This is a genomic window from Klebsiella sp. S69 (assembly GCF_016516145.1).
GTDB lineage: Bacteria > Pseudomonadota > Gammaproteobacteria > Enterobacterales > Enterobacteriaceae > Klebsiella > Klebsiella oxytoca.
Genome location: NZ_JACVUU010000012.1, coordinates 98,489 through 118,262 on the forward strand (window position 1 = coordinate 98,489; position 19,774 = coordinate 118,262).

At 55.8% G+C, this 19,774-nt stretch carries 18 protein-coding genes; 5 read left to right on the plus strand and 13 right to left on the minus strand.

Translation table 11 applies throughout. The annotated features are described in order from the left end of the window. Nucleotides 1–10 precede the first annotated feature (10 nt). From IAE27_RS13480 to pmbA, 11 genes are all read right to left on the minus strand, one after another. Nucleotides 11–1,162, minus strand: coding sequence for a lactonase family protein (locus IAE27_RS13480; RefSeq protein WP_154022670.1), 1,152 nt, complete (start codon nucleotides 1,160–1,162; stop codon nucleotides 11–13). 167 nt (nucleotides 1,163–1,329) lie between these two features. Beyond that, nucleotides 1,330–2,070, minus strand: coding sequence for a 2-dehydro-3-deoxy-phosphogluconate aldolase (dagF, locus tag IAE27_RS13485; RefSeq protein ID WP_004108976.1), 741 nt, complete (start codon nucleotides 2,068–2,070; stop codon nucleotides 1,330–1,332). Next, nucleotides 2,067–3,185, minus strand: coding sequence for a DgaE family pyridoxal phosphate-dependent ammonia lyase (locus IAE27_RS13490; protein ID WP_004108979.1), 1,119 nt, complete (start codon nucleotides 3,183–3,185; stop codon nucleotides 2,067–2,069). The genes dagF and IAE27_RS13490 overlap by 4 nt, the downstream gene beginning before the upstream one ends. Further along, nucleotides 3,169–4,302: an amidohydrolase/deacetylase family metallohydrolase gene (locus tag IAE27_RS13495; protein ID WP_108704286.1), complete on the minus strand. Its 1,134-nt coding sequence runs from the start codon at nucleotides 4,300–4,302 to the stop codon at nucleotides 3,169–3,171. Before IAE27_RS13495 ends, IAE27_RS13490 begins: the two co-directional genes overlap by 17 nt. Nucleotides 4,303–4,344: 42 nt before the next feature. Next, nucleotides 4,345–4,989 (minus strand): DUF4310 family protein, encoded by a 645-nt coding sequence (locus IAE27_RS13500; protein ID WP_004098076.1) that lies wholly within the window; start codon nucleotides 4,987–4,989, stop codon nucleotides 4,345–4,347. A gap of 12 nt (nucleotides 4,990–5,001) precedes the next feature. Continuing rightward, nucleotides 5,002–5,778 carry a DUF4311 domain-containing protein gene (locus IAE27_RS13505; RefSeq protein WP_004098075.1) on the minus strand — a complete coding sequence of 259 codons (777 nt, stop codon included), beginning with the start codon at nucleotides 5,776–5,778 and terminating at the stop codon, nucleotides 5,002–5,004. 21 nt (nucleotides 5,779–5,799) lie between these two features. Continuing rightward, complete coding sequence (locus tag IAE27_RS13510) at nucleotides 5,800–6,099, minus strand: DUF4312 family protein (protein WP_154022671.1); 300 nt, start codon at nucleotides 6,097–6,099, stop codon at nucleotides 5,800–5,802. A 2-nt stretch (nucleotides 6,100–6,101) separates the two neighbouring features. Further along, nucleotides 6,102–6,464, minus strand: coding sequence for an SFCGS family glycine-rich protein (locus tag IAE27_RS13515; RefSeq protein ID WP_004098072.1), 363 nt, complete (start codon nucleotides 6,462–6,464; stop codon nucleotides 6,102–6,104). Nucleotides 6,465–6,475: 11 nt separating this feature from the next. Beyond that, entirely contained in the window at nucleotides 6,476–6,814 is a 339-nt protein-coding gene (locus IAE27_RS13520) for a glycine dehydrogenase (RefSeq protein WP_004108984.1), read from the minus strand. A 406-nt stretch (nucleotides 6,815–7,220) separates the two neighbouring features. Then, nucleotides 7,221–7,607, minus strand: coding sequence for a cytochrome b562 (cybC, locus tag IAE27_RS13525; protein WP_004108991.1), 387 nt, complete (start codon nucleotides 7,605–7,607; stop codon nucleotides 7,221–7,223). Nucleotides 7,608–7,643: 36 nt separating this feature from the next. Then, a complete protein-coding gene (pmbA, locus tag IAE27_RS13530; RefSeq protein WP_049591361.1) occupies nucleotides 7,644–8,996 on the minus strand; it encodes a metalloprotease PmbA in 1,353 nt (450 codons plus the stop codon). 94 nt (nucleotides 8,997–9,090) lie between these two features. Between pmbA and yjgA the strand changes: the two genes are divergently transcribed. The 5 genes from yjgA to IAE27_RS13555 all read left to right on the plus strand — a co-directional run bounded on the left by yjgA (nucleotide 9,091) and on the right by IAE27_RS13555 (nucleotide 17,395). After that, nucleotides 9,091–9,642 carry a ribosome biogenesis factor YjgA gene (gene yjgA / locus IAE27_RS13535; RefSeq protein ID WP_016809342.1) on the plus strand — a complete coding sequence of 184 codons (552 nt, stop codon included), beginning with the start codon at nucleotides 9,091–9,093 and terminating at the stop codon, nucleotides 9,640–9,642. A 528-nt stretch (nucleotides 9,643–10,170) separates the two neighbouring features. Then, entirely contained in the window at nucleotides 10,171–12,837 is a 2,667-nt protein-coding gene (gene adhE, locus IAE27_RS13540) for a bifunctional acetaldehyde-CoA/alcohol dehydrogenase (RefSeq protein ID WP_017145071.1), read from the plus strand. A gap of 108 nt (nucleotides 12,838–12,945) precedes the next feature. Next, nucleotides 12,946–14,457 carry a CoA-acylating methylmalonate-semialdehyde dehydrogenase gene (locus IAE27_RS13545; RefSeq protein WP_070557036.1) on the plus strand — a complete coding sequence of 504 codons (1,512 nt, stop codon included), beginning with the start codon at nucleotides 12,946–12,948 and terminating at the stop codon, nucleotides 14,455–14,457. Between the two features lie 261 nt (nucleotides 14,458–14,718). Beyond that, a complete protein-coding gene (locus IAE27_RS13550) occupies nucleotides 14,719–15,861 on the plus strand; it encodes an iron-containing alcohol dehydrogenase (protein WP_017145072.1) in 1,143 nt (380 codons plus the stop codon). Nucleotides 15,862–16,186: 325 nt separating this feature from the next. After that, nucleotides 16,187–17,395 (plus strand): aldose 1-epimerase family protein, encoded by a 1,209-nt coding sequence (locus IAE27_RS13555; RefSeq protein ID WP_016809346.1) that lies wholly within the window; start codon nucleotides 16,187–16,189, stop codon nucleotides 17,393–17,395. Between the two features lie 192 nt (nucleotides 17,396–17,587). On the opposite strand, the gene IAE27_RS13560 is transcribed toward IAE27_RS13555, so the two are convergent. Then, the gene (locus IAE27_RS13560; RefSeq protein WP_047720435.1) at nucleotides 17,588–18,187 is read right to left on the minus strand and encodes a GNAT family N-acetyltransferase; all 600 of its coding nucleotides are present in this window, start codon (nucleotides 18,185–18,187) and stop codon (nucleotides 17,588–17,590) included. 56 nt (nucleotides 18,188–18,243) lie between these two features. Next, nucleotides 18,244–19,617: a UDP-N-acetylmuramate:L-alanyl-gamma-D-glutamyl-meso-diaminopimelate ligase gene (gene mpl, locus IAE27_RS13565; RefSeq protein WP_004109005.1), complete on the minus strand. Its 1,374-nt coding sequence runs from the start codon at nucleotides 19,615–19,617 to the stop codon at nucleotides 18,244–18,246. Nucleotides 19,618–19,774: the final 157 nt, after the last annotated feature.

Sequence of the window (19,774 nt, forward strand, 5' to 3'; positions counted from 1 at the left end):
TTCTTACGGCTCAGGGTTGAGCGGATATCACCATCTGCGACGGGCTGCCAACCGGGGTATAGTCCGGAGAGAACGTCAGCCTGCCATCCTGCGGCGCGACGCGAAAGCGGGTGATGTTGTCGCTACGCTGGTTCATGACGTACAGCCACTGCCCCTGACTGTCGAGCGTCAGCGTGCGCGGATAGTCGCCGCGGGTCCAGATATCGTCCTGATGGCGCAGGCTACCGTCTGCCAGCACCGTAAAGTGGCCGATGCTGTTATGCAGTCGATTGGCAACGTACAGCTGCTTGCCGTCGCGGCTCAGAACCAGACCGGCGGCAAAACTGGTGCCCTTATACGCTTCCGGCAGCGCCGAGACCGTTTTCCCCTCGCGCAACAGGCCGCTTTGCTTATCGAGATGATAGAAAGTGAGCGTCGACGCCTCTTCGTTAATTAACCATAGCCCGTCGCCCTGCGGCGTAAACACAAAATGGCGCGGTCCGGCGCCGGGAGATGAGGCCGCAATAAACGGCGGATCGTTCGGCGTTAGCTTCCCGGTGGCGTTATCCAGCCGGTACTGATAGATCCGATCCAGCCCGAGGTCGGTGGAGTAAACGAACTTACCGCTGGGATCGGCGGCGATCATATGGGCGTGGGGGCCGTTATGATCGCTAATGGCAAAACTGCCTTCAACGGCTGCCGCCGGGCGTTCCGCACCCGCAGGGCCTTGATCCTGATGCACGTCCACCGCCTCGCCCAGGTTACCATCTTCTTTCACCGGCAGCACGGCGATACTACCGCTGACGTAGTTTGCCACCAGCAGATGGCGTCCATCGGAAGTCAGGGAGAGATAAACCGGCCCGGCGCCGCCGGAAGCGACCTGATTCAGCTCACGCAGTTCGCCGTTACTGCCGATGCGCCACGCCTGCACCACACCCTTTTCCACTTCGCTGGCGGCGTACAGGGTTTTGCCATCCGCCGAAACGGTGAGCTGGGCCAGGTTAGGTAGCTTAGCGACCAGCGCTTTATCGCGCAGCTCCCCAGTCTGGTTATCGACGGTAAAGCGATACAGGCCTTCCCCATTGGGGTTGTAGGTACCGACCCAGGCGTACTGGGTTTGCGCAGCGGCGCCGGCGGCGAGCAGAGAGAGTGAAGCAACAAGCAGGTGACGAGCGGTTGGCATGGTGACTCCTTGATGGTTCGGTGGAGGTTTCCCCTTACCCTAATCCTCGCCCATAGGGCCGAGGGCGCAGTTCGGTATTTCTTCGCGCGATCGGCGCAAAAGGCTCCGTCTCTGCTTTTCTCCCTCTCCCTGTCAGGGAGAGGGCCGGGGTGGAGGGGCAATCGGCGCTATTGTACTAACTGTTTGGTGATCGAAAGCAGCTGACGCACGTCCGCCGGGCGGGTATTACCGCTGGCTTTATCAATAATCGAACTGTAGATATGCGGGATAATTTTACTCACGCCGGCGTCCAGCGCGATCTGCAGGATCTCGCCGTAGTTTTCCAGATCGATCCCGCCGGTGGGCTCCAGCCAGAAATCATGACGGGCGCAGGCCTCGGCCACCGCAATAAACTCGTCACGATGCTTTAGCCCGCCCATCGGAAAGTATTTGATCGAACTGCCGCCCATATCTTTCAGCAGCGCAATCGCGGTTTCCAGCGGCACGATGCCGTCCGGCGCGCCGCTGCTGAGCGGGCCGGTGGAGATCTTCACCCTTCCCGGCGTACCGGTTGGCGACACCAGGCCGTTAACCACGGTTTCGTTCTGGCCCAGCAGCGCGCGGCTGGTCGCCACGCCGGTAAATACCTGGTTGACGTGCTGCGGCTGCACCTGACGCGAAATTTCGCTGACCATCGCCGACTGGTTCGGGTCGCCCGCGCCCAGCCCCACGGAGAGCGCGTTATCAATCCGCTGCGCGTATTCACGCATATCGGCAACCGCGCTGGCGACGTCCGGGTAATTTTTGGAGAGCACGCCCACCAGTACATGACCTTCCGCCGCCTCATAAATCTCGCTGGCGTTCTCTTTGCTTCCCGCCAGCACGTTCAGGCAGACGCGGTCACGATAAAAATTAGGGGTCAGTTTCATGCGTTTTTCTCCTTGTTCAAAACCTCTGCGATGCGACGGGAGACAATCTCCAGCTGCTGCGCGTTCACGCTGCGGACATCGGCTTCAATAATGCCTTCATTTGCTTTATAGCCACGGAAGTAGATGGCGTATTCGCCCTGCTTCAGCGCATTGACCAGATCGCCGGTGTTGACGCCGGTCACCGCTTCATCAAACTTAATCTCCGCCCGCGCGATATCGCGGCCGGCGCTGTCCCAGACCACGCGCGCGGTGACGCCATCGAGCGTATTAAGCTGCTGAATAAACGGCGTCATCTTCGCCACCATCTCTTCACCGCTCTCTTTGCTCGCCGTCAGATAGTGTTCAATGGCGCAGGTCAGGCCGAGGATCCCCTCTTTACCCACCTTCATCGCCCGGCCAATGCCGTTCGACTGGCGTTTGACCCACTCAACGTATTGGGTTTTGCCGATAACCAGCCCGCTGGTCGGCCCTTCTATCGCCTTCGCGCCGCTATAAATCACCAGATCCGCGCCGGCGCGATAGTAGGCCTGGAGGTCTTCTTCCGCCGCCGCATCGACAATCAGCGGCAGATTATGGCTCTTCGCCACCGCTGCCGCCTGCGCCACGTTGAGCATGCTTTTCTGCACGCAGTGGTGGGATTTGATATACAGAATGGCCGCGGTGCGCGGGGTGATAGCCGCCGCCAGCTGCCCGGCGGAACATTCGTTGGCGTAGCCCGCTTCCACCAGCCTGCCGCCGCCCAGCGCTACCATGGTGCCCACCGGCGCGCCAAAGTTGACGTTGTGGCCCTTAGGCAGCACGATTTCGTTGTTTTCAATCGGCGTCACGTGCAGGTTTTCCAGCAGCCAGTCGCTGTCTTTTACCAGCACCGCCGCCACCGACTGGGCGATGCCCGCCGAGGCGCAGGAGACAACGGTCGCCCCTTCCACGTCCAGCAGCTTCGCAATATACGCGCCGGTTTTATTGACCAGATCTTTCATCTCGAAGTACTGGTTCATCCCCGCCATCGCGGCTTCCACGACTTCCGGTCGCGGCGTCGAGACGCCGAGAATGGTCATGCGTCCGGAGGTGTTAATGACCTGCTTTAAATCATATTTCTCAAAAATCGAAGGCATTTTCCGCGCTCCCTTGTTCGGTCAGATAGCCCTTGCCCGCGCGAATGGCGGCAAGCGGCAGCAGAATCTTGTCGGCCTGAAGGCTCTCTTTTTCAGCATCCACCAGCACCGTTGGCGTCTGCGCGAGAGTAAACAGCGTCAGGTCAGCGTCATAGCCCACTTCCAGCCGCCCTTTATGGGAAAGATGCAGGCCTTCCGCGGCGTTGGCGGTCACGCAGTCGATAACCTGCGGCAGCGACATCCCTATAGCGAGGAATTTCGACATCACCAGCGCCAGCGAGCGCACCGGACCGTCGATACGGTTGCGGCAGTAAATATCGGAGCTGATGGTGTGCGGCAGAATGCCCATGGCAATCGCCCGGCGCGCCACTTCGAAGCTGAAGCTGGCGGTGCCGTGGCCGATATCAAGGCGCACGCCGCGCTGTAGCGCGCGGGTAATCGAACTCTTCAGCTCGCCGGACGGCGTCAGAATGCGGTTGGGCTTGCCGTTATAGCAGTGAGTAATAATGTCGCCGGAGGTCAACAGATCGGCGATTTCATCCAGATCGGGCGGATTGTTGCCGATATGCACCATCAGCGGCAGGCCGCCGTTTTCCTGCTGAATTGCCTTTGCGCGCGCCAGCGGCATTATGCCGTTTTCACCCACCACGCTGCTGCTCATCCGCGCCTTCAGGCCGACGATAAAGTTCGGGTAGCGGTTGACCGCCTGCTTCACCGCCTCTGCGTCGATATTCGCCATATTGGCCAGTTCATTCTGGGCAATCAGCCCGACGCGGGAAATGTTAAGCAGGGCATAAACCTCGGTCGCGGCTTTGCGGGTCAGTTGGTAGAAGTCATCAACGTCGTCCGCACCGGTGCTGCCCGCGTCAATCACGGTGGTCACGCCGGTAGCAACCCCCACGCTGTCCGGCTCATCATGGTAAATCGGCGAGTTCGGATAGCAGTGAACGTGAGAGTCAATCCAGCCTGCGCTGACGTAATAGCGGCCGTCCAGTTCAAGGGTTTTGCGCGCAGGCGCGCTAATCTCGCCAAGCGCCGCGATTTTACCGTCCCGGATGGCGATATCGGTCAGGGTATCGTCGACGAGGCGCGCACGGCGCAGGAGTAAATCAAACATATCTCTCTCCTGTTAACGCGGGCGCCGCGGCGCCCGCAGGACTTAACTAATCGCCACCGGGAAGATTGACCCAAGAAGCATGGCGCCAAGGATCGCGCCGCCGGTGATAGGCTTCTGCCAGATGTAGAACAGCAGCGCGCCCGCCAGGGAACCGATGCCGATTGGAATAGAAGCGGTCATGGCGCTGAGAATAATCAACGGTCCGAGGAAGCGGCCTGAGGCGTTACCGGCCCCCATCATGACGTCCGCGCCGTAGGTGGAGTCGCTCTGGTTGATGGTGAATTTGCGCGCCAGGATAATGATGTAGCCAATGGCGAGCCCCAGCACCAGGCCGGTGACCAGCGAGGCGGCAAAGTTGGCGACCGGGAAAACAAAGCCCGCGCCGAGCAGCAGCGCCGGAACGCCTAAGCCGACGCCGGTCTGGATCGCCCCGCCGATATCCAGAATCCCCACCAGTGAGCCTTCGATAATACGCGCGAACAGGAAGCTGGCGCCGAACGCCGCGACCGCGCCGTAGGCACCGGTATCAATTCCCGCTTTCAGCATCGCCACGAAGGCGACTTCGTTAAACGCGCCGATGCCGTAGAGGTAGTACATATGCGTCCCGGCAAAAACGCCGGCGGAGAGCAGACCAACAAAGATCGGGAACGACCAGTCGGCATACCAAAAACCTTTATTTTGTTCCATGAGAGGCCCCTGTTATTTACCGCTGAGCGAGTTGTGGATCAGTTCCAGCCAGTTCGGCACGGTCAGATGGAAGGATTCAATCATCTTCATGTCGAAACCGCGGAAGAAGCCGCTCAGAACGAACAGCGCGACGATTGCTACCATCATCACTTTGGTGACGCGGTGCCAGCCGCTCTCTTCCACGCCTTTGCCGATCAGGATGCCCAGCACCAGACCCGGGACGGCGTTACCCATAATCAGCTGCGCCGCGCCGCCGAAAATCGTCGCCCAAAAGCCCGACTTTTTGCCGGCATCAATCGCCGCCAGCCAGAAGATGACCGGCATCACCGTGTTCACCAGCAGGTTTGCCGCCGGAACCAGCACTTTGACCGCCGTCACCTGTAGCGCTTCCGGTACTGAAGAGGCGGTCAGGTTGAGGAAAGCCACAACGATCATGCCGATAATGCCGCAAGCGATGGCCATCTTTTTCGGATCGTGCAGCGTCTCGCCGACGTTGCGGTTTTTGATCATCAGCGCTGCCGCCCCCCAGTTGGGGATGATGCGGTGGTCAACGTCCTGAGTGAAGGAGCCTGCCGCGACGGAAGAGGCCCAGGCGTTGAAGAAGAAGCCCAGACCAAAAGAGAAGTGTGAAGCCGGATCGCCTTCACATGAATTCAGCTCGCCCAAGGTACGAAACGCCCCCATCCCCTGCGTGGTGGGCGCATGAAACATGCGTGCCGCTCCGGCGCCTACGCCGACGCCGACCAGGCCGCCGATGATGAGCGATTTTATTAAAATTATCAGGAACATAGTCTGACCCTTTGGTGAAAATCAGGTTTGCGTGACGAAATCCACTTTATCGAGATTAATGGCGGTCACGGTGACGGTAACGTTCAGCTCCACGCTGTAGGTCCGTCGCTCACGGCGCAGAAAGAAGAATAAAAATGCCTCTTTCCGTACCGCTTCACGCGCATAAACAACCTCCACATCCTGTGGTTCAATACGCAGTAAGATGTGCGGCGACGTTTTCATCACCGCCGCCTGGACATGGTTCAGGGCATCGGCGAAAGCACGCGTTTTGCTCTCGCCTTTGCCGGTAACGCTCACCGTGGTGGTGAATTGCTCTTTCATACTCACGCGCCGTATTTCTTCTTCCAGGCTTCCACCAGGCGTTCGCCCAGTTCTTCTTTATCCATAAAGCCGAAGCCCAGTACGTTGTAGCCTTCGTTGATCGCGGTGACGCCCTCATCAACGGAACGCATGCCATATTTTGCTTTGTAGCCATGCTTATTCTGCGCGGTGATTGCCCCTGCGCCGCCGCTGCCGCAGAAAGAGATACCGAAGGTAGCGTTTTCGGCTTTCATCATGTCGCCCAGCTTCATATCCGCAGCAACGCCCGGAACGACAACGGCGCGAGCGCCAGCTTTTTCCGCACCTGCGGCAACTTTTTGACCTTTACCCAGGCGATCGCCAATAACAACGGTGATTTGTTCCATTTGTATGCTCCTTACAGGTTATCTTTCGCGACTTCGAAGTGGACGGACAGCAGCCAGGCTTCTTCATCTGGCAGATTGCCGAACTGCGCGACCACTTCGCGGGCCAGCATCATTGAATCTTCTGAGATCTCTTCGAACAGGCTGGCATCCACTTCCGGCAGCGGCTCGCCGCTGATTGACCGATGGGCCATCGCCCGAACGTGGGAAGTCAGCATTTGCTCCTGAACGTCGTTGGGAACGATGTTGCGGCGGCTTAATAGTGCGAAAACCTGCTGCAGCATCCTGTCGGCCAGCTGTTCGGTCAGCGTGGCCTGCTCCTCTGGGACGTGTGTTACCGCTCCGTTATTCACTTGATTTACCCCGTTGATGTCTCTGGGGATAACACTAATGCCGGGGGATAAGAGTTTGTAGCGAGTTGTTTTCCACTTCGAAGTGGAAAGAACGACGGCATGTGTGATTCATTTCACATAACCACAGAGAATGTGTTCACTTAGCCAAATTCGCGTGATGGATATCACATAATCGCAGCGCTGGCGGCGCGGAACGACCTGAAGAGAAAAACGCAGAAATGTGATGGAACAGGTTTTTTATCCGCCCGCCAGGCTGCCGGGAAAGCGGAAAGGGTTGGGATCAAGGTTGAGGATGGGAACAGGGCTTGAGGTTACCGACCGAGGATTCAGGTTTAGATTTGGGGTCTGGTAGGCCGGGCAAGGCGTCAGCCTCCGCCCGGCAGAAATACCCGAAATCTGCAGACGATTAACGATACTTCTTATGATACGTATTGCGGGTGGTTTTAAACTCTTCCGCTGCGGCCTGAGCCTCTTTGACTTTACCTTCGTCAGCCAGCTTCAGCGCGCCGTCAATCTGGCCGATCAGCACATCAAAACCGTGACGATAGTCCTTCATTTCCGCGCTGTCATCCGCTTTACCTTCCAGCTTCGGCGGCGTCTCTTTCTGGGCGTCAACCGCCGCTGTACGCATCTTATTCAGCGCCGCTTTCAGCTCACCGGCATCTGAAGTTTTCTGCACCACTTGCAGGTTCTCGGCAAGGGTATCCATATCTTCGCCCAGATCGGCGAAAGCCGATGCCGAACCAAGCGCAAAAGCCGATACGGCCAGCATCGCTAACAGTTTTTTACGCATTGCTCACTTCCTTTTTTATTATTAAGCACACAGGTGTTATTGACCGGCGATCTTCATCTCCGGCAGCAGTACAGAACCGCACTGAATGTTGCTGCGCGTTTCGATATCGTCGCCGATGGTCACGATATTACGCCACATATCTTTCAGATTTCCTGCAATGGTTATCTCACTGACCGGATACTGAATTTCGCCGTTTTCTACCCAGAAGCCGGATGCGCCGCGTGAGTAGTCGCCGGTGACGCCGCTTACACCCTGCCCCATCAGTTCCGTGACGACAAGACCGGTCCCCATCTCTTTAAGCAACTTTGCAAAACTCAGGCCACGACCGTTAATACGCCAGTTATGAATGCCGCCCGCGTGGCCGGTGCTCTTCAATCCCAGCTTGCGCGCCGAGTAGTTGGTCAACAGCCACTGGGTTAGTATGCCGTCTTTAATGATATCGCGGCGTTCCGTACGCACGCCTTCGCTATCAAACGGCGTAGAGGCCAGCCCCTTCAGCAGATGCGGATGCTCTTCAATGGTCAGCCAGTCCGGCAGGATCTGGGTTCCCAGCGCATCAAGCAGGAAGGTGGATTTACGGTAAACCGAACCGCCGGCAATCGCCCCGACCAGATGACCAAACAAACCGGTAGCCACTTCATTGGCGAAAATCACCGGCGCTTTCATCGTCGATAGCTTACGCGGGGCCAGGCGCGACAGGGTGCGGCGGGCGCACTCTTCGCCAACCCACTCCGGCGATTGCAGATCGCCAATCGCCCGGCCAATGGTGTAAGCGTAATCGCGCTCCATATCGCCATTCTCTTCAGCAATCACGCAGCTGGAGAGCGAATGGCGAGTCGAGCAGTAGCTCTGCAGCATGCCGTGGCTGTTACCAAACACTTTGATGCCGTAATGGCTGTTAAAGCTACCGCCTTCGGTATTGCTGATGCGTTTATCAGCTTTCAGCGCCGCCTGTTCCGCGCGGGAGGCCAGCTCAATGGCTTCATCCGGGGAAACATCCGCCGGGTGGAACAGGTCCAGATCCGGGGCATCAAAAGCCAGCAGTTCTTTATCCGCCACGCCCGTGCACGGGTCCGGCGAGGTGTAGCGGGCAATATCCAGCGCCGCCTGCACCGTGCGGGCAATGGCCTGCGGGCTAAGGTCGGTCGAAGAGGCGCTGCCTTTACGGTTCTGATGATAAACGGTGATGCCTAGCGCACCATCGCTATTGAATTCTACGTTCTCCACTTCGCCGTAGCGGGTGCTAACGCCGATACCGGTGGTTTTGCTGACGGAGACTTCCGCGCCGTCGGATTTGCCTGCCGCCAGTTCCAGCGCCGTGGTCACGGCCTCTTCCAGCGTCTTACGCTGTTGTGCAACTTGAGAGATGACTTTCATCGCTAATGCCATAATGTAAGAAGGAGTTAACTGAAGTCTAACAGAGAACCGTTTTTCAGTGCGCGCCTTAACTGGTAACATTAGTCTCTTTTTTAAGGAGCCTGAGATGACAAAGCAGCCCGAAGACTGGCTCGACGACGTCCCTGGTGATGACGTCGAAGATGAAGACGATGAAATTATCTGGGTCAGTAAAAGTGAAATTAAGCGCGACGCCGAAGAACTGAAGCGTCTTGGCGCGGAAATGGTCGAGCTGGGTAAAAACGCGCTCGATAAAATCCCGCTGGATACCGACCTGCGCGACGCGATTGAGCTCGCACAGCGTATCAAGAAAGAAGGCCGCCGCCGCCAGCTGCAGCTGATTGGTAAAATGCTGCGCAGCCGTGACGTCGAGCCGATCCGTCAGGCGCTGGACAAGCTGAAGAACCGCCACAACCAGCAGGTTGCGCTGTTCCATAAGCTTGAACAGATCCGCGATCGTCTGATTGATAATGGTGATGACGCCGTTGCGGAAGTGCTGAACCTGTGGCCTGACGCCGACCGTCAGCAGCTGCGTTCGCTTATCCGCAACGCGCAAAAAGAGAAAGAAGGTAATAAACCGCCGAAATCCGCGCGGCTTATCTTCCAGTATCTGCGTGAACTGGCCGAAAACGAAGGCTAACTCTGCATAACTCCCCCGGATTACGGCGCTTGCCCGATCCGGGCGACCCGCCCTCCCGTACAAGCGACATCATCGATCTCTCCCTTCTTCTTTCCTCTGTATCCTGATTGGTTTTAATTTTTCATTTTAATTTCAAATAAGCGTTTAATTTTAACCTTTATTTCACAATAAAACCTGACACGGCAAGACAGCCAACCGCTCTCTTTTCACCACTCTTGAAAAATTAAAATTATAATTACATGATTTTAATGAATTAAATAATATCACCTCGCCTTTAACAGGCTGCCTTTAACAGCAGTTTGCTTATCTTTGATCCATCTCTCAAAACGGTTTTTGTATTTCATACATCATTATAATGAAAAATTAATTTCATTAGCGAGCGAATAAACGCAACGGTACCCGAGAAGTTTCTGATCAGTCAGTTCTGTTAATTAAAACCAGGCATCTGCAGTGGCGGAAGGTTTGGCGTCATTACAGGAAAGGCACATGTTTTACTTAAGAGAATTCAATCCCTTACGGAGAAAACTTATGTCACTCATCACCAGTAATGACGACCTCGATGCCCTGGTCGCGCGGGTACGAAAGGCGCAACAGGCCTATGCCAGCTTTTCTCAGGAGAAGGTCGATAAAATCTTTCGCGCCGCCGCGCTGGCCGCCGCCGATGCCCGCATTCCGCTGGCCAAAATGGCGGTTGCCGAGTCCGGCATGGGCATCGTGGAAGATAAAGTCATCAAAAACCACTTTGCCTCCGAATATATCTACAACGCCTATAAAGATGAGAAAACCTGCGGGGTGCTGTCTGAAGATGACGCCTTTGGCACCATGACCATTGCCGAACCCATCGGCCTGATCTGCGGGATTGTCCCCACCACCAATCCGACCTCCACCGCCATTTTTAAGTCGCTGATTAGCCTCAAAACCCGCAACGGCATCGTTTTCTCCCCGCACCCGCGGGCGAAAAACGCCACCAACCGTGCGGCGGAGATCGTGCTGCGCGCGGCGGTAGAGGCCGGCGCGCCGCCGGATATCATTGGCTGGATTGACGAGCCGACCGTGGATTTGTCCAGCCGCCTGATGCACCACCCGGACATCAACCTGATCCTCGCCACCGGCGGGCCGGGCATGGTCAAAGCGGCCTACAGCTCCGGTAAACCGGCGATTGGCGTCGGCGCGGGCAACACCCCGGTGGTGATCGATGAAACCGCCGACGTGAAGCGCGCGGTGGCTTCGATTCTGATGTCAAAAACCTTCGATAACGGCGTCATCTGCGCCTCCGAGCAGTCGGTGGTGGTCGTGGATGCGGCCTACGACGCGGTACGCGAACGTTTCGCCAGCCACGGCGGCTATCTGCTGCAGGGGCAGGAGCTGAAGGCCGTGCAGGGGATTCTGCTGAAAAATGGCGCACTCAACGCGGCTATTGTCGGGCAGTCAGCGGTCAATATTGCCGGAATGGCCGGGATCGCGGTGCCTGCGGACACCAAAATCCTGATTGGCGAAGTCCGGGACATCGACGACAGCGAGCCTTTTGCCCACGAAAAGCTGTCGCCCACGCTCGCCATGTACCGGGCGAAGGATTTCGCCGATGCCGTGGAGAAAGCGGTGAAGCTGGTGGATATGGGCGGCATCGGCCACACCTCCTGCCTGTATACCGACCAGGATAACCAGGCGGATCGCGTCAGGCTGTTTGGCGAAAAGATGAAAACCGCGCGCATCCTGATCAACACCCCGACCTCCCACGGCGGGATCGGCGACCTCTACAACTTTAGCCTCGCCCCTTCCCTGACCCTCGGCTGCGGCTCCTGGGGCGGCAACTCGATCTCGGAAAACGTCGGGCCGAAGCACCTGATTAACAAGAAAACCGTGGCTAAGCGAGCTGAAAACATGTTGTGGCACAAACTTCCGAAATCTGTCTACTTCCGTCGGGGCTCACTGCCAGTCGCTTTGGACGAAGTGATCACCGATGGTCACAAACGCGCGCTGATCGTCACCGACCGCTTCCTGTTTAACAACGGCTACGCGGATCAGATCACCTCCGTACTGAAAGCGGCTGGCGTTGAAACAGAAGTTTTCTTTGAAGTGGAAGCTGACCCGACTCTGACCATCGTCCGTAAAGGCGCTGAGCTGGCGAACGCTTTCAAACCGGACGTGATTATCGCCCTGGGCGGCGGCTCCCCGATGGACGCGGCGAAAATCATGTGGGTCATGTACGAACATCCGGAAACCCACTTCGAAGAGCTGGCGCTGCGCTTTATGGATATCCGTAAACGTATCTACAAGTTCCCGAAAATGGGGGTTAAAGCCAAAATGGTGGCGATCACCACCACGTCTGGTACCGGCTCGGAAGTGACGCCGTTCGCCGTTGTTACCGATGACGCCACCGGGCAGAAGTACCCGCTGGCTGACTATGCCCTGACCCCGGATATGGCGATTGTTGATGCCAACCTGGTCATGGAAATGCCGAAGTCCCTGTGCGCGTTCGGTGGTCTGGATGCGGTGACCCATGCGCTGGAAGCTTACGTTTCCGTACTGGCCTCCGAGTTCTCTGACGGCCAGGCGCTGCAGGCGCTGAAGCTGCTGAAAGATAACCTGCCGGCGTCTTACCATGAAGGTTCCAGGAACCCGGCAGCGCGTGAGCGCGTGCACAGCGCGGCGACTATCGCCGGTATTGCCTTTGCCAACGCCTTCCTCGGGGTATGCCACTCGATGGCGCACAAGCTGGGTTCACAGTTCCACATCCCTCACGGCCTGGCGAACGCGCTGATGATTTGCAACGTCATTCGCTATAACGCCAACGACAACCCGACCAAACAGACGGCATTCAGCCAGTATGACCGCCCGCAGGCCCGTCGTCGCTATGCGGAAATCGCCGACCACCTGGGTCTGACTGCACCGGGTGACCGCACCGCAGCGAAAATCGAAAAACTCCTTGGCTGGCTGGAAGCACTCAAAGCTGAACTGGGCATACCAAAATCCATCCGCGAGGCGGGGGTGCAGGAGGCCGATTTCCTCGCCCACGTCGATAAGCTGGCGGAAGATGCGTTCGATGACCAGTGCACCGGCGCCAACCCGCGCTATCCGCTGATTTCTGAATTGAAACAGCTGCTGACAGACAGCTTCTACGGCAATCAATACGCTGAAAAATCACCGACCGCAGCCGGAAAATCGCAAAAAGCGGAGGCCGTTGTCCGGAAATAAGCGCTTATTCAATATTCAAGAAAGTGGCTGACCCGGCGGTAAGTGATTTACCGCCGCTCAGAGGCTGATTATGAGAGAAAGTCGACAGATATTATCATGGAGAAAAATATGACTACTGTACCAAGACTGAAATATTTCGTTGATGGTCAATGGCGCGTTTCGCAGACCGAACGCTATATGGACGTCTATAACCCAAGTACCGGGGAAGTCATGGCTCAGGCCCCCTGCTGCACCGAGCAAGAAGTGCTGGATGCCGTTGCCGCGGCGCGCAAAGCCTTTCCGGCGTGGTCAGATACTCCGGCGATTAAACGCTCGCAAATTATGTTTCGCGTTCGTGAATTATTAATCCAGCATCAGGATCGCTTAACCGAGCTGGTGGCGAAAGAAAACGGTAAAGCCTGGGGAGATGCTCAGGGCGATGTATTAAAAGCGAAAGAGGGCACCGAGCTTGCCTGTTCTATCCCGACTCTGCTGGCGGGTGAAAATCTGATGGACGCGTCAGCCGGGATCGACACCAACCTTTACCGTGAGCCGATTGGCGTGTTCGCCGGCATTGTGCCGTTTAACTTCCCGGCGATGATTCCGATGGGATGGATGGCGCCGCTATGCGTCGCATCCGGTAACACTATGGTGATTAAAGCGGCCAGTATGACGCCGATGACCTGTATGGAAATCACCAAACTCTATCAGGAAGCGGGCGTACCGGATGGCGTGATTAACATCGTGACCTGTTCACGTAACGAAGCCGATATTCTGCTGACCCATCCGGACGTTAACGGCGTCTCATTCGTCGGCTCGACGTCCGTCGGCCTGCACGTATACTCCAAAGCCGCCGCCCACGGCAAACGCGTCCAGGCGCTGTGCGAAGCAAAAAACCATGCCCTGGTGCTGGCCGATGCGCCAGTTAACCGTACCGCCGCCGGCATTATCAACGCCGCGTTCGGCTGCGCGGGCGAACGCTGTATGGCGCTGCCGGTCGTCGTGGTGCAGGAAGAGATTGCCGACAAGCTGATTGCCGCCGTCGTCGAAAAAGCCAAACAGCTGAAAATCGGCCCCGGCTATCTGCGCGATACCGACATGGGTCCGGTGATTTCTAAAGACCATAAACAATCCGTCATCAACTGGATTAATAAAGGCATCGAAGAGGGTGCGAAGCTGGTGCTCGATGGTCGCGATATTAAGGTGCCGGGCCAGGAAAAAGGCTTCTATGTCGGGCCGACTATACTCGATGGCGTGACCGAGGAGATGAGCGTCGGGACGCAGGAAATTTTCGGGCCGGTCCTGTGCTTTAAGCGGGTAAAAACCTTCGAAGAAGGTCTGAAATTAATGAACAAAAACCCGTTTGCCAACGGCTCGGTTATTTTCACCCAAAGCGGCTACTACGCCCGCGAGTTCCAGAAACGCACCCACGGCGGTATGGTCGGTATTAACGTCGGCATCCCGGTGCCGGTCGGCGTATTCCCCTTCTCAGGTCATAAACAGTCGTTCTTCGGCGACCTGCACTGCCTGGGCAAAGATGGCGTTCGTTTCTATACAGAGTCCAAATGCGTGACTTCGCGCTGGTTTGATGAAGAAGAAGCAAAACGCGAAAAAGTCGACTCCTGGGACGGTACGATTTAATAGCCATTTAAACCCAACATATAACGAGTTGCGGGACAGGTAGCAACCCAGCGAATCCTCAGTCATTTACTGGCGTAAATGGCTGAGGTCAACAAATGCGGGCAACGTACAAGCAGCTTGAAATATGACGGTCAGCTCCCTCCAGATATTGCTCCGGCAGTATCTGGAGCATTAATTCGATTTTTTTATTCTGCACGTGTCGCTGAATCGTTAATAACGACTGCACACTAAAAAAATCCTTAATATTAAATGGAGTTTCCTATGACCCAGGCCTTCTCAATTCCTCGCAGTATTATTTATGGCGAAAATGCTTTAGAGCATCTTTCCACCCTGAGCGGAAAAAAAGCCGCATTAGTCACCGGCGGCAGTTCAATGAAGCGTTTTGGCTTTCTGGATAAAGCCGTCAGCGAACTCAATAAAGCGGGTATAGAGTGCATTATTATCGATAATGTTGAACCCAATCCGTCCATTAAAACCGTCTGGCGCGGAGCCAAAGCGATGCTAGCCTTTGAACCTGACTGGATAGTGGCCATTGGCGGCGGTTCCGCGCTGGATGCCGCTAAAGTTATGTGGTGTTTCTATGAACATCCGCAGCTGAAGTTTGAGGATATTATTCCCGTCGGTGCCATGCCGCCGCTGCGCAGCAAAGCACGGTTTGTGGCGATCCCCTCCACCAGCGGCAGCGCGTCCGAAATCACCGCCTTCTCGGTGATCACCGATACGGCAAATCATATCAAATACCCGATTGTTGCCGCCGATCTGGTGCCGGATATCGCCATTCTCGACCCCACTATTCCGGCAAAAATGCCGCCTCACGTGACGGTTCACACCGGCATGGACGTTTTGACCCATGCGATTGAAGCCTACGTCTCCACTGCAGCCAACTCTTTTACCGACCCTTATGCGGTAGAGGCCATTCGGCTGGTATTTAAGCATCTGGAAACCGCCTGGCGCTCACCCGATGATTTAAATGCCCGCATGCATATGCATAATGCTTCCGCGCTGGCGGGAATCGCCTTCACCAATGCGTCACTGGGATTAGTGCATTCGATGGCGCATAAAATTGGCGGCGAATTTGGCATTACTCACGGTCTGGCGAATGCGATTATGTTGCCGTATATCATTCAATATAATGCGAAGTTCACCAAAAAATATCGTCAGCTGGAAGCCGCATTAGGTATGGATAATTTAATTGCCGCGATCAATGCCCTGAATCAACGGCTGGGCGTCCCGAAAACGCTGAGCCAGTGTGACGAAGTGGAAATCAATGAAGTGACCTTTGTTAATGTGCTCGACCGAATGAGTCGCCATGCCGTCGACGATCCCTGTACGTTAACCAATCCTAACTATCCGTCAGTTCAGGACGTTAAAGGGTTGTACACCCTGGCATTCTACGGCGCTTGATAGCCTCAGCGCTGCGATGTTGTGAACGGTAAAGCTACGTTGCCTAAGGCTGCAGGGAATAGCGACTCCCTGCAGCCATCCCTTTTATCCCGCCTCTGTATTTCTGCAATGAAACCAAACTGAATCGTTAAAGCAAAAGACGATAGTAATCACATAATTTCAGCAACGAAATTCAATATCACTGACGAAAAGAGATTTATATCTCATTTAAAAATATAAAAACGCCTGTTTTCTCACCAGGTGAGACACTTCACATTTTCATAATCCACTTGCAACTAAATTCCCTGCATCAGTGACACAATCGATTCAGCAAAAGGGATGAAAAATGAAAAAGACATTAGCTTTGACGGCCATTGCCGCGCTTATTTCTACGCCGGTAATGGCAAAAACGTGGGTGCTGACAAGCGCTGAAAGCGGCATAGATAAAGGAAACTGGCAAATAACCAGCGATCAGCTGAAGATAAAAGAGCATAACTTCAGCATTGAGCAAAAAGTCCTTCACGGCGGTAAACAAGAAGGCAGTAAAATCCTTGTGATCCATAGTAAAGACGGCCTGACCATCGCGCTTAGCCCGACCCGCGGCATGAACCTGCTAAAAATCGAAGGCTTTGGATCGCGAATGGGCTGGGATTCGCCGGTCAAAGAAGTGGTTAATCCCGCCTTTATTAACCTCGAAAGCCGTAACGGACTGGGATGGCTGGAGGGTTTCAATGAAATGATGGTACGCTGCGGCTACGAATGGACAGGCCACCCGGTGACCGCCGATGGGCAGATTTACACCCTGCACGGTAAAGTCGGCAACACGCCGGCTTCCCAGGTAGAAGTTGAAGTGGCGGATACCGCGCCATATGAAATTCGCGTTCGTGGACTGGTGAAGGAGAGCACCTTCAAGAAAGCAGATTTGCAGACCATGACCGAACTGCGCTACGTGCCAGGCAGCAATAGCTTTAGCCTGCACGATGTCCTGACCAACCATGCCGACTATCCGCATGACTATCAAATTATCTATCACAGCAACTTTGGCAAGCCGATCCTCGAAGAAGGCGCCCGCTTCCTGGCCCCGATCGCCAGCATCAGTCCATTCAACGACTACGCCAAAGCGGGCTTAAAAAGCTGGCAAACCTACGCCGGACCAACGAAAGATTTCGATGAAATGGTGTTTAATATGCAGCCTCTGGCGGATGAAAATCATCAAACGCTAGCCGCAGTGGTCAACAAAGCCGGCGATAAAGGGGCATCTATTCAGTTTGATACCCGCCAGCTACCGGTGCTGACCCTGTGGAAAAATACCGATACCGAGAAACAGGGTTACGTCACCGGTATTGAGCCAGGCACCAGCTACGCCTATCCGGTCACTATCGAGCGGGAGCAAAAACGCGTTAAGCAGCTTCAGCCCGGGGAAAGCGCCCAGTTTGATCTGACCTATACGCTGCTGCACAGCAGCGAGCAGGTTGCCGAGGTGGAGAAGAAGATCGCGGCTATTCAGGGCGATAGCAAAGTGGCGGAAAACGAAACGCCTATCGCGAAAGAGTAATTTAACGCGTTGAGCATGTTCCGGGCGACAAAACACGCAGACGACGGTGAACTTGTCGTCCGGCTAAGCGCAGCGCGAACCGGAAGAAAAGCGGAGGCCGTATTACGCACGGCTTCCCGGAGGCGGCGCTTGACGCGCCTTGTCCGGGTGACAAAAACTCAAAACACGCGGACCTTTAGCCCAGCTCAGGCATCAGCCGCAACCGGGGATTTTCCCGGAGGCGGCGCCTGGCGCACCTTGTCCGGGCGACAATACCTCGATCGCACCAGCCTGAGCCATGACCACCAAACGCAAATCCCGCGCAAAGCGCTGATACCGCGCCTCATCAATCGGCTGCGGGTAGCTCAACACGATCAATTCATGATCGGCAATACCCTGATGATAGGTCGGATGGCGATGCGCCCAGGGATTCGCGCAAAACCCCATGGTTTCATAAAAGCGCAGACGCTTATGGGCAATCTCGCTGGTCAGCGGATCGATTTCGAGAATGGTCAGCGGCGCACGCTGAAGTATTTCAGCTAACAGCCGCTTGCCGTAGCCACGCGATCGTAACGTATCGTCGATGGCCAGATGTTCAATGTAACTATAGTCAGCAAACCGCCAGCAGCCGCTCAGGCCGATAAACAGACCATCATCGAACCAGGCTTCCAGTACATAATGGGGATTATCAAGCGCCTGCTGTTTAGCCTCGGCTTCACGCTGTTCGTGCCACGGGAAGGCCCTGCCGTACAGGGCGTCCAGCGCGGGAAAATAAGCGGAATCGGTAGAGGTCACTCTTTGTGAAATCAACATGAACCATCCGTAACTATCCGCCCTCACGCGGAGGGCGGACCAACGCGGAGAATGGCCTATTCGGCCGCCTCGGCTTTTTTCGCCAGCTTATCGAGCAGCTTCTGATGAATGCCGCCAAAACCACCGTTGCTCATGACCAGAATGTGGTCGCCAGGATGCGCGGTCTTCACAATCATATCCACCAGCGTATCGACATCGGCGCTCCAGTGCGCGGGCTGTACGCAGGCGTCAGCTACTTCAGCTACCTGCCACGGAATATGCTGCGGCTGCAGCAGGAAGACCTCGTCGGCTCGGCCGAGAGACGGCGCCAGGTCGTCTTTGCAAATGCCCATTTTCATGGTGTTGGAACGGGGTTCAAGCACGGCAAGAATTCGCGCGGTACCGCCAACTTTGCCGCGTAGCGCCTGCAGAGTCGCCAGAATCGCCGTCGGGTGGTGGGCAAAATCGTCGTATACGGTGACGCCGTTGGCTTCGCCGCGTAGTTCCAGACGGCGGCGGGCGTTGATAAAGCTACCCAGCGCATTGGCCGCATCGGCAGGCAGCACGCCGACATGACGGGCGGCGGCAATGGCCATCAGGCCGTTATGCATATTATGTTCGCCGACCAGCGCCCACTTCACCTCGCCCACTTTCTCGCCGTCCAGCCACACTTCCCATGAGGATGCATCGGTGGTCAGCTTTTTCGCCTGCCAGTGGCCCTGTTCGCCGACCAGTTCCTGCTCGCTCCAGCAGCCCATCGCCATCGTCTGTTTTAGGTTGATGTCGTTCTCAGGCAGAATGATTTTGCCCTTGCCCGGCACAATACGCACCAGATGATGGAACTGTTTCTGGATGGCCTTCAGGTCGTCAAAAATGTCCGCATGGTCGAACTCAAGGTTATTGAGAATCAACGTACGCGGGCAGTAGTGAACGAACTTAGAGCGCTTATCGAAGAAAGCGCAGTCGTATTCATCGGCTTCAATCACGAAGAACGGGCTGTCGCCAAGGCGCGCGGACACCTCAAAGTTGCCCGGTACGCCGCCGATGACAAAGCCCGGCTTGTAGCCGCAGGCTTCAAGGATCCAGGTCGCCATTCCGGCAGTGGTGGTTTTACCATGCGTCCCGGCAACCGCCAGCACCCAGCGATCGCGCAGGACAAAGTCGTGCAGCCACTGCGGCCCGGACATATACGGGATGTTATTTTCCAGCACCGCTTCCACGCACGGGTTGCCGCGCGTCATCGCGTTACCGATGATCACCAGATCCGGCTGAGGATCCAGCTGGCTGGCATCATATCCTTGAATTAACTCAATTCCCTGGGTTTCCAGCAGGGTACTCATTGGCGGATAGACGTTTGCATCCGACCCCGTTACCTCATGACCGAGGGAACGCGCCAGCATCGCCAGCCCCCCCATAAACGTGCCACAGATTCCTAAAATATGAATGCGCATTCGTCATTTCCTTCTCTTATCTGAAGCACAGTTTACCGGGATGTTGGGGCTGAAAGAAATGCATTTCAGGGGAATCCGTATTTTGCTGGCGCGATTCACCTGTGCGAACTTTTTTTATTCTTTGTTAAGATTGTTTTGTTCGTTTTACTTCACATAA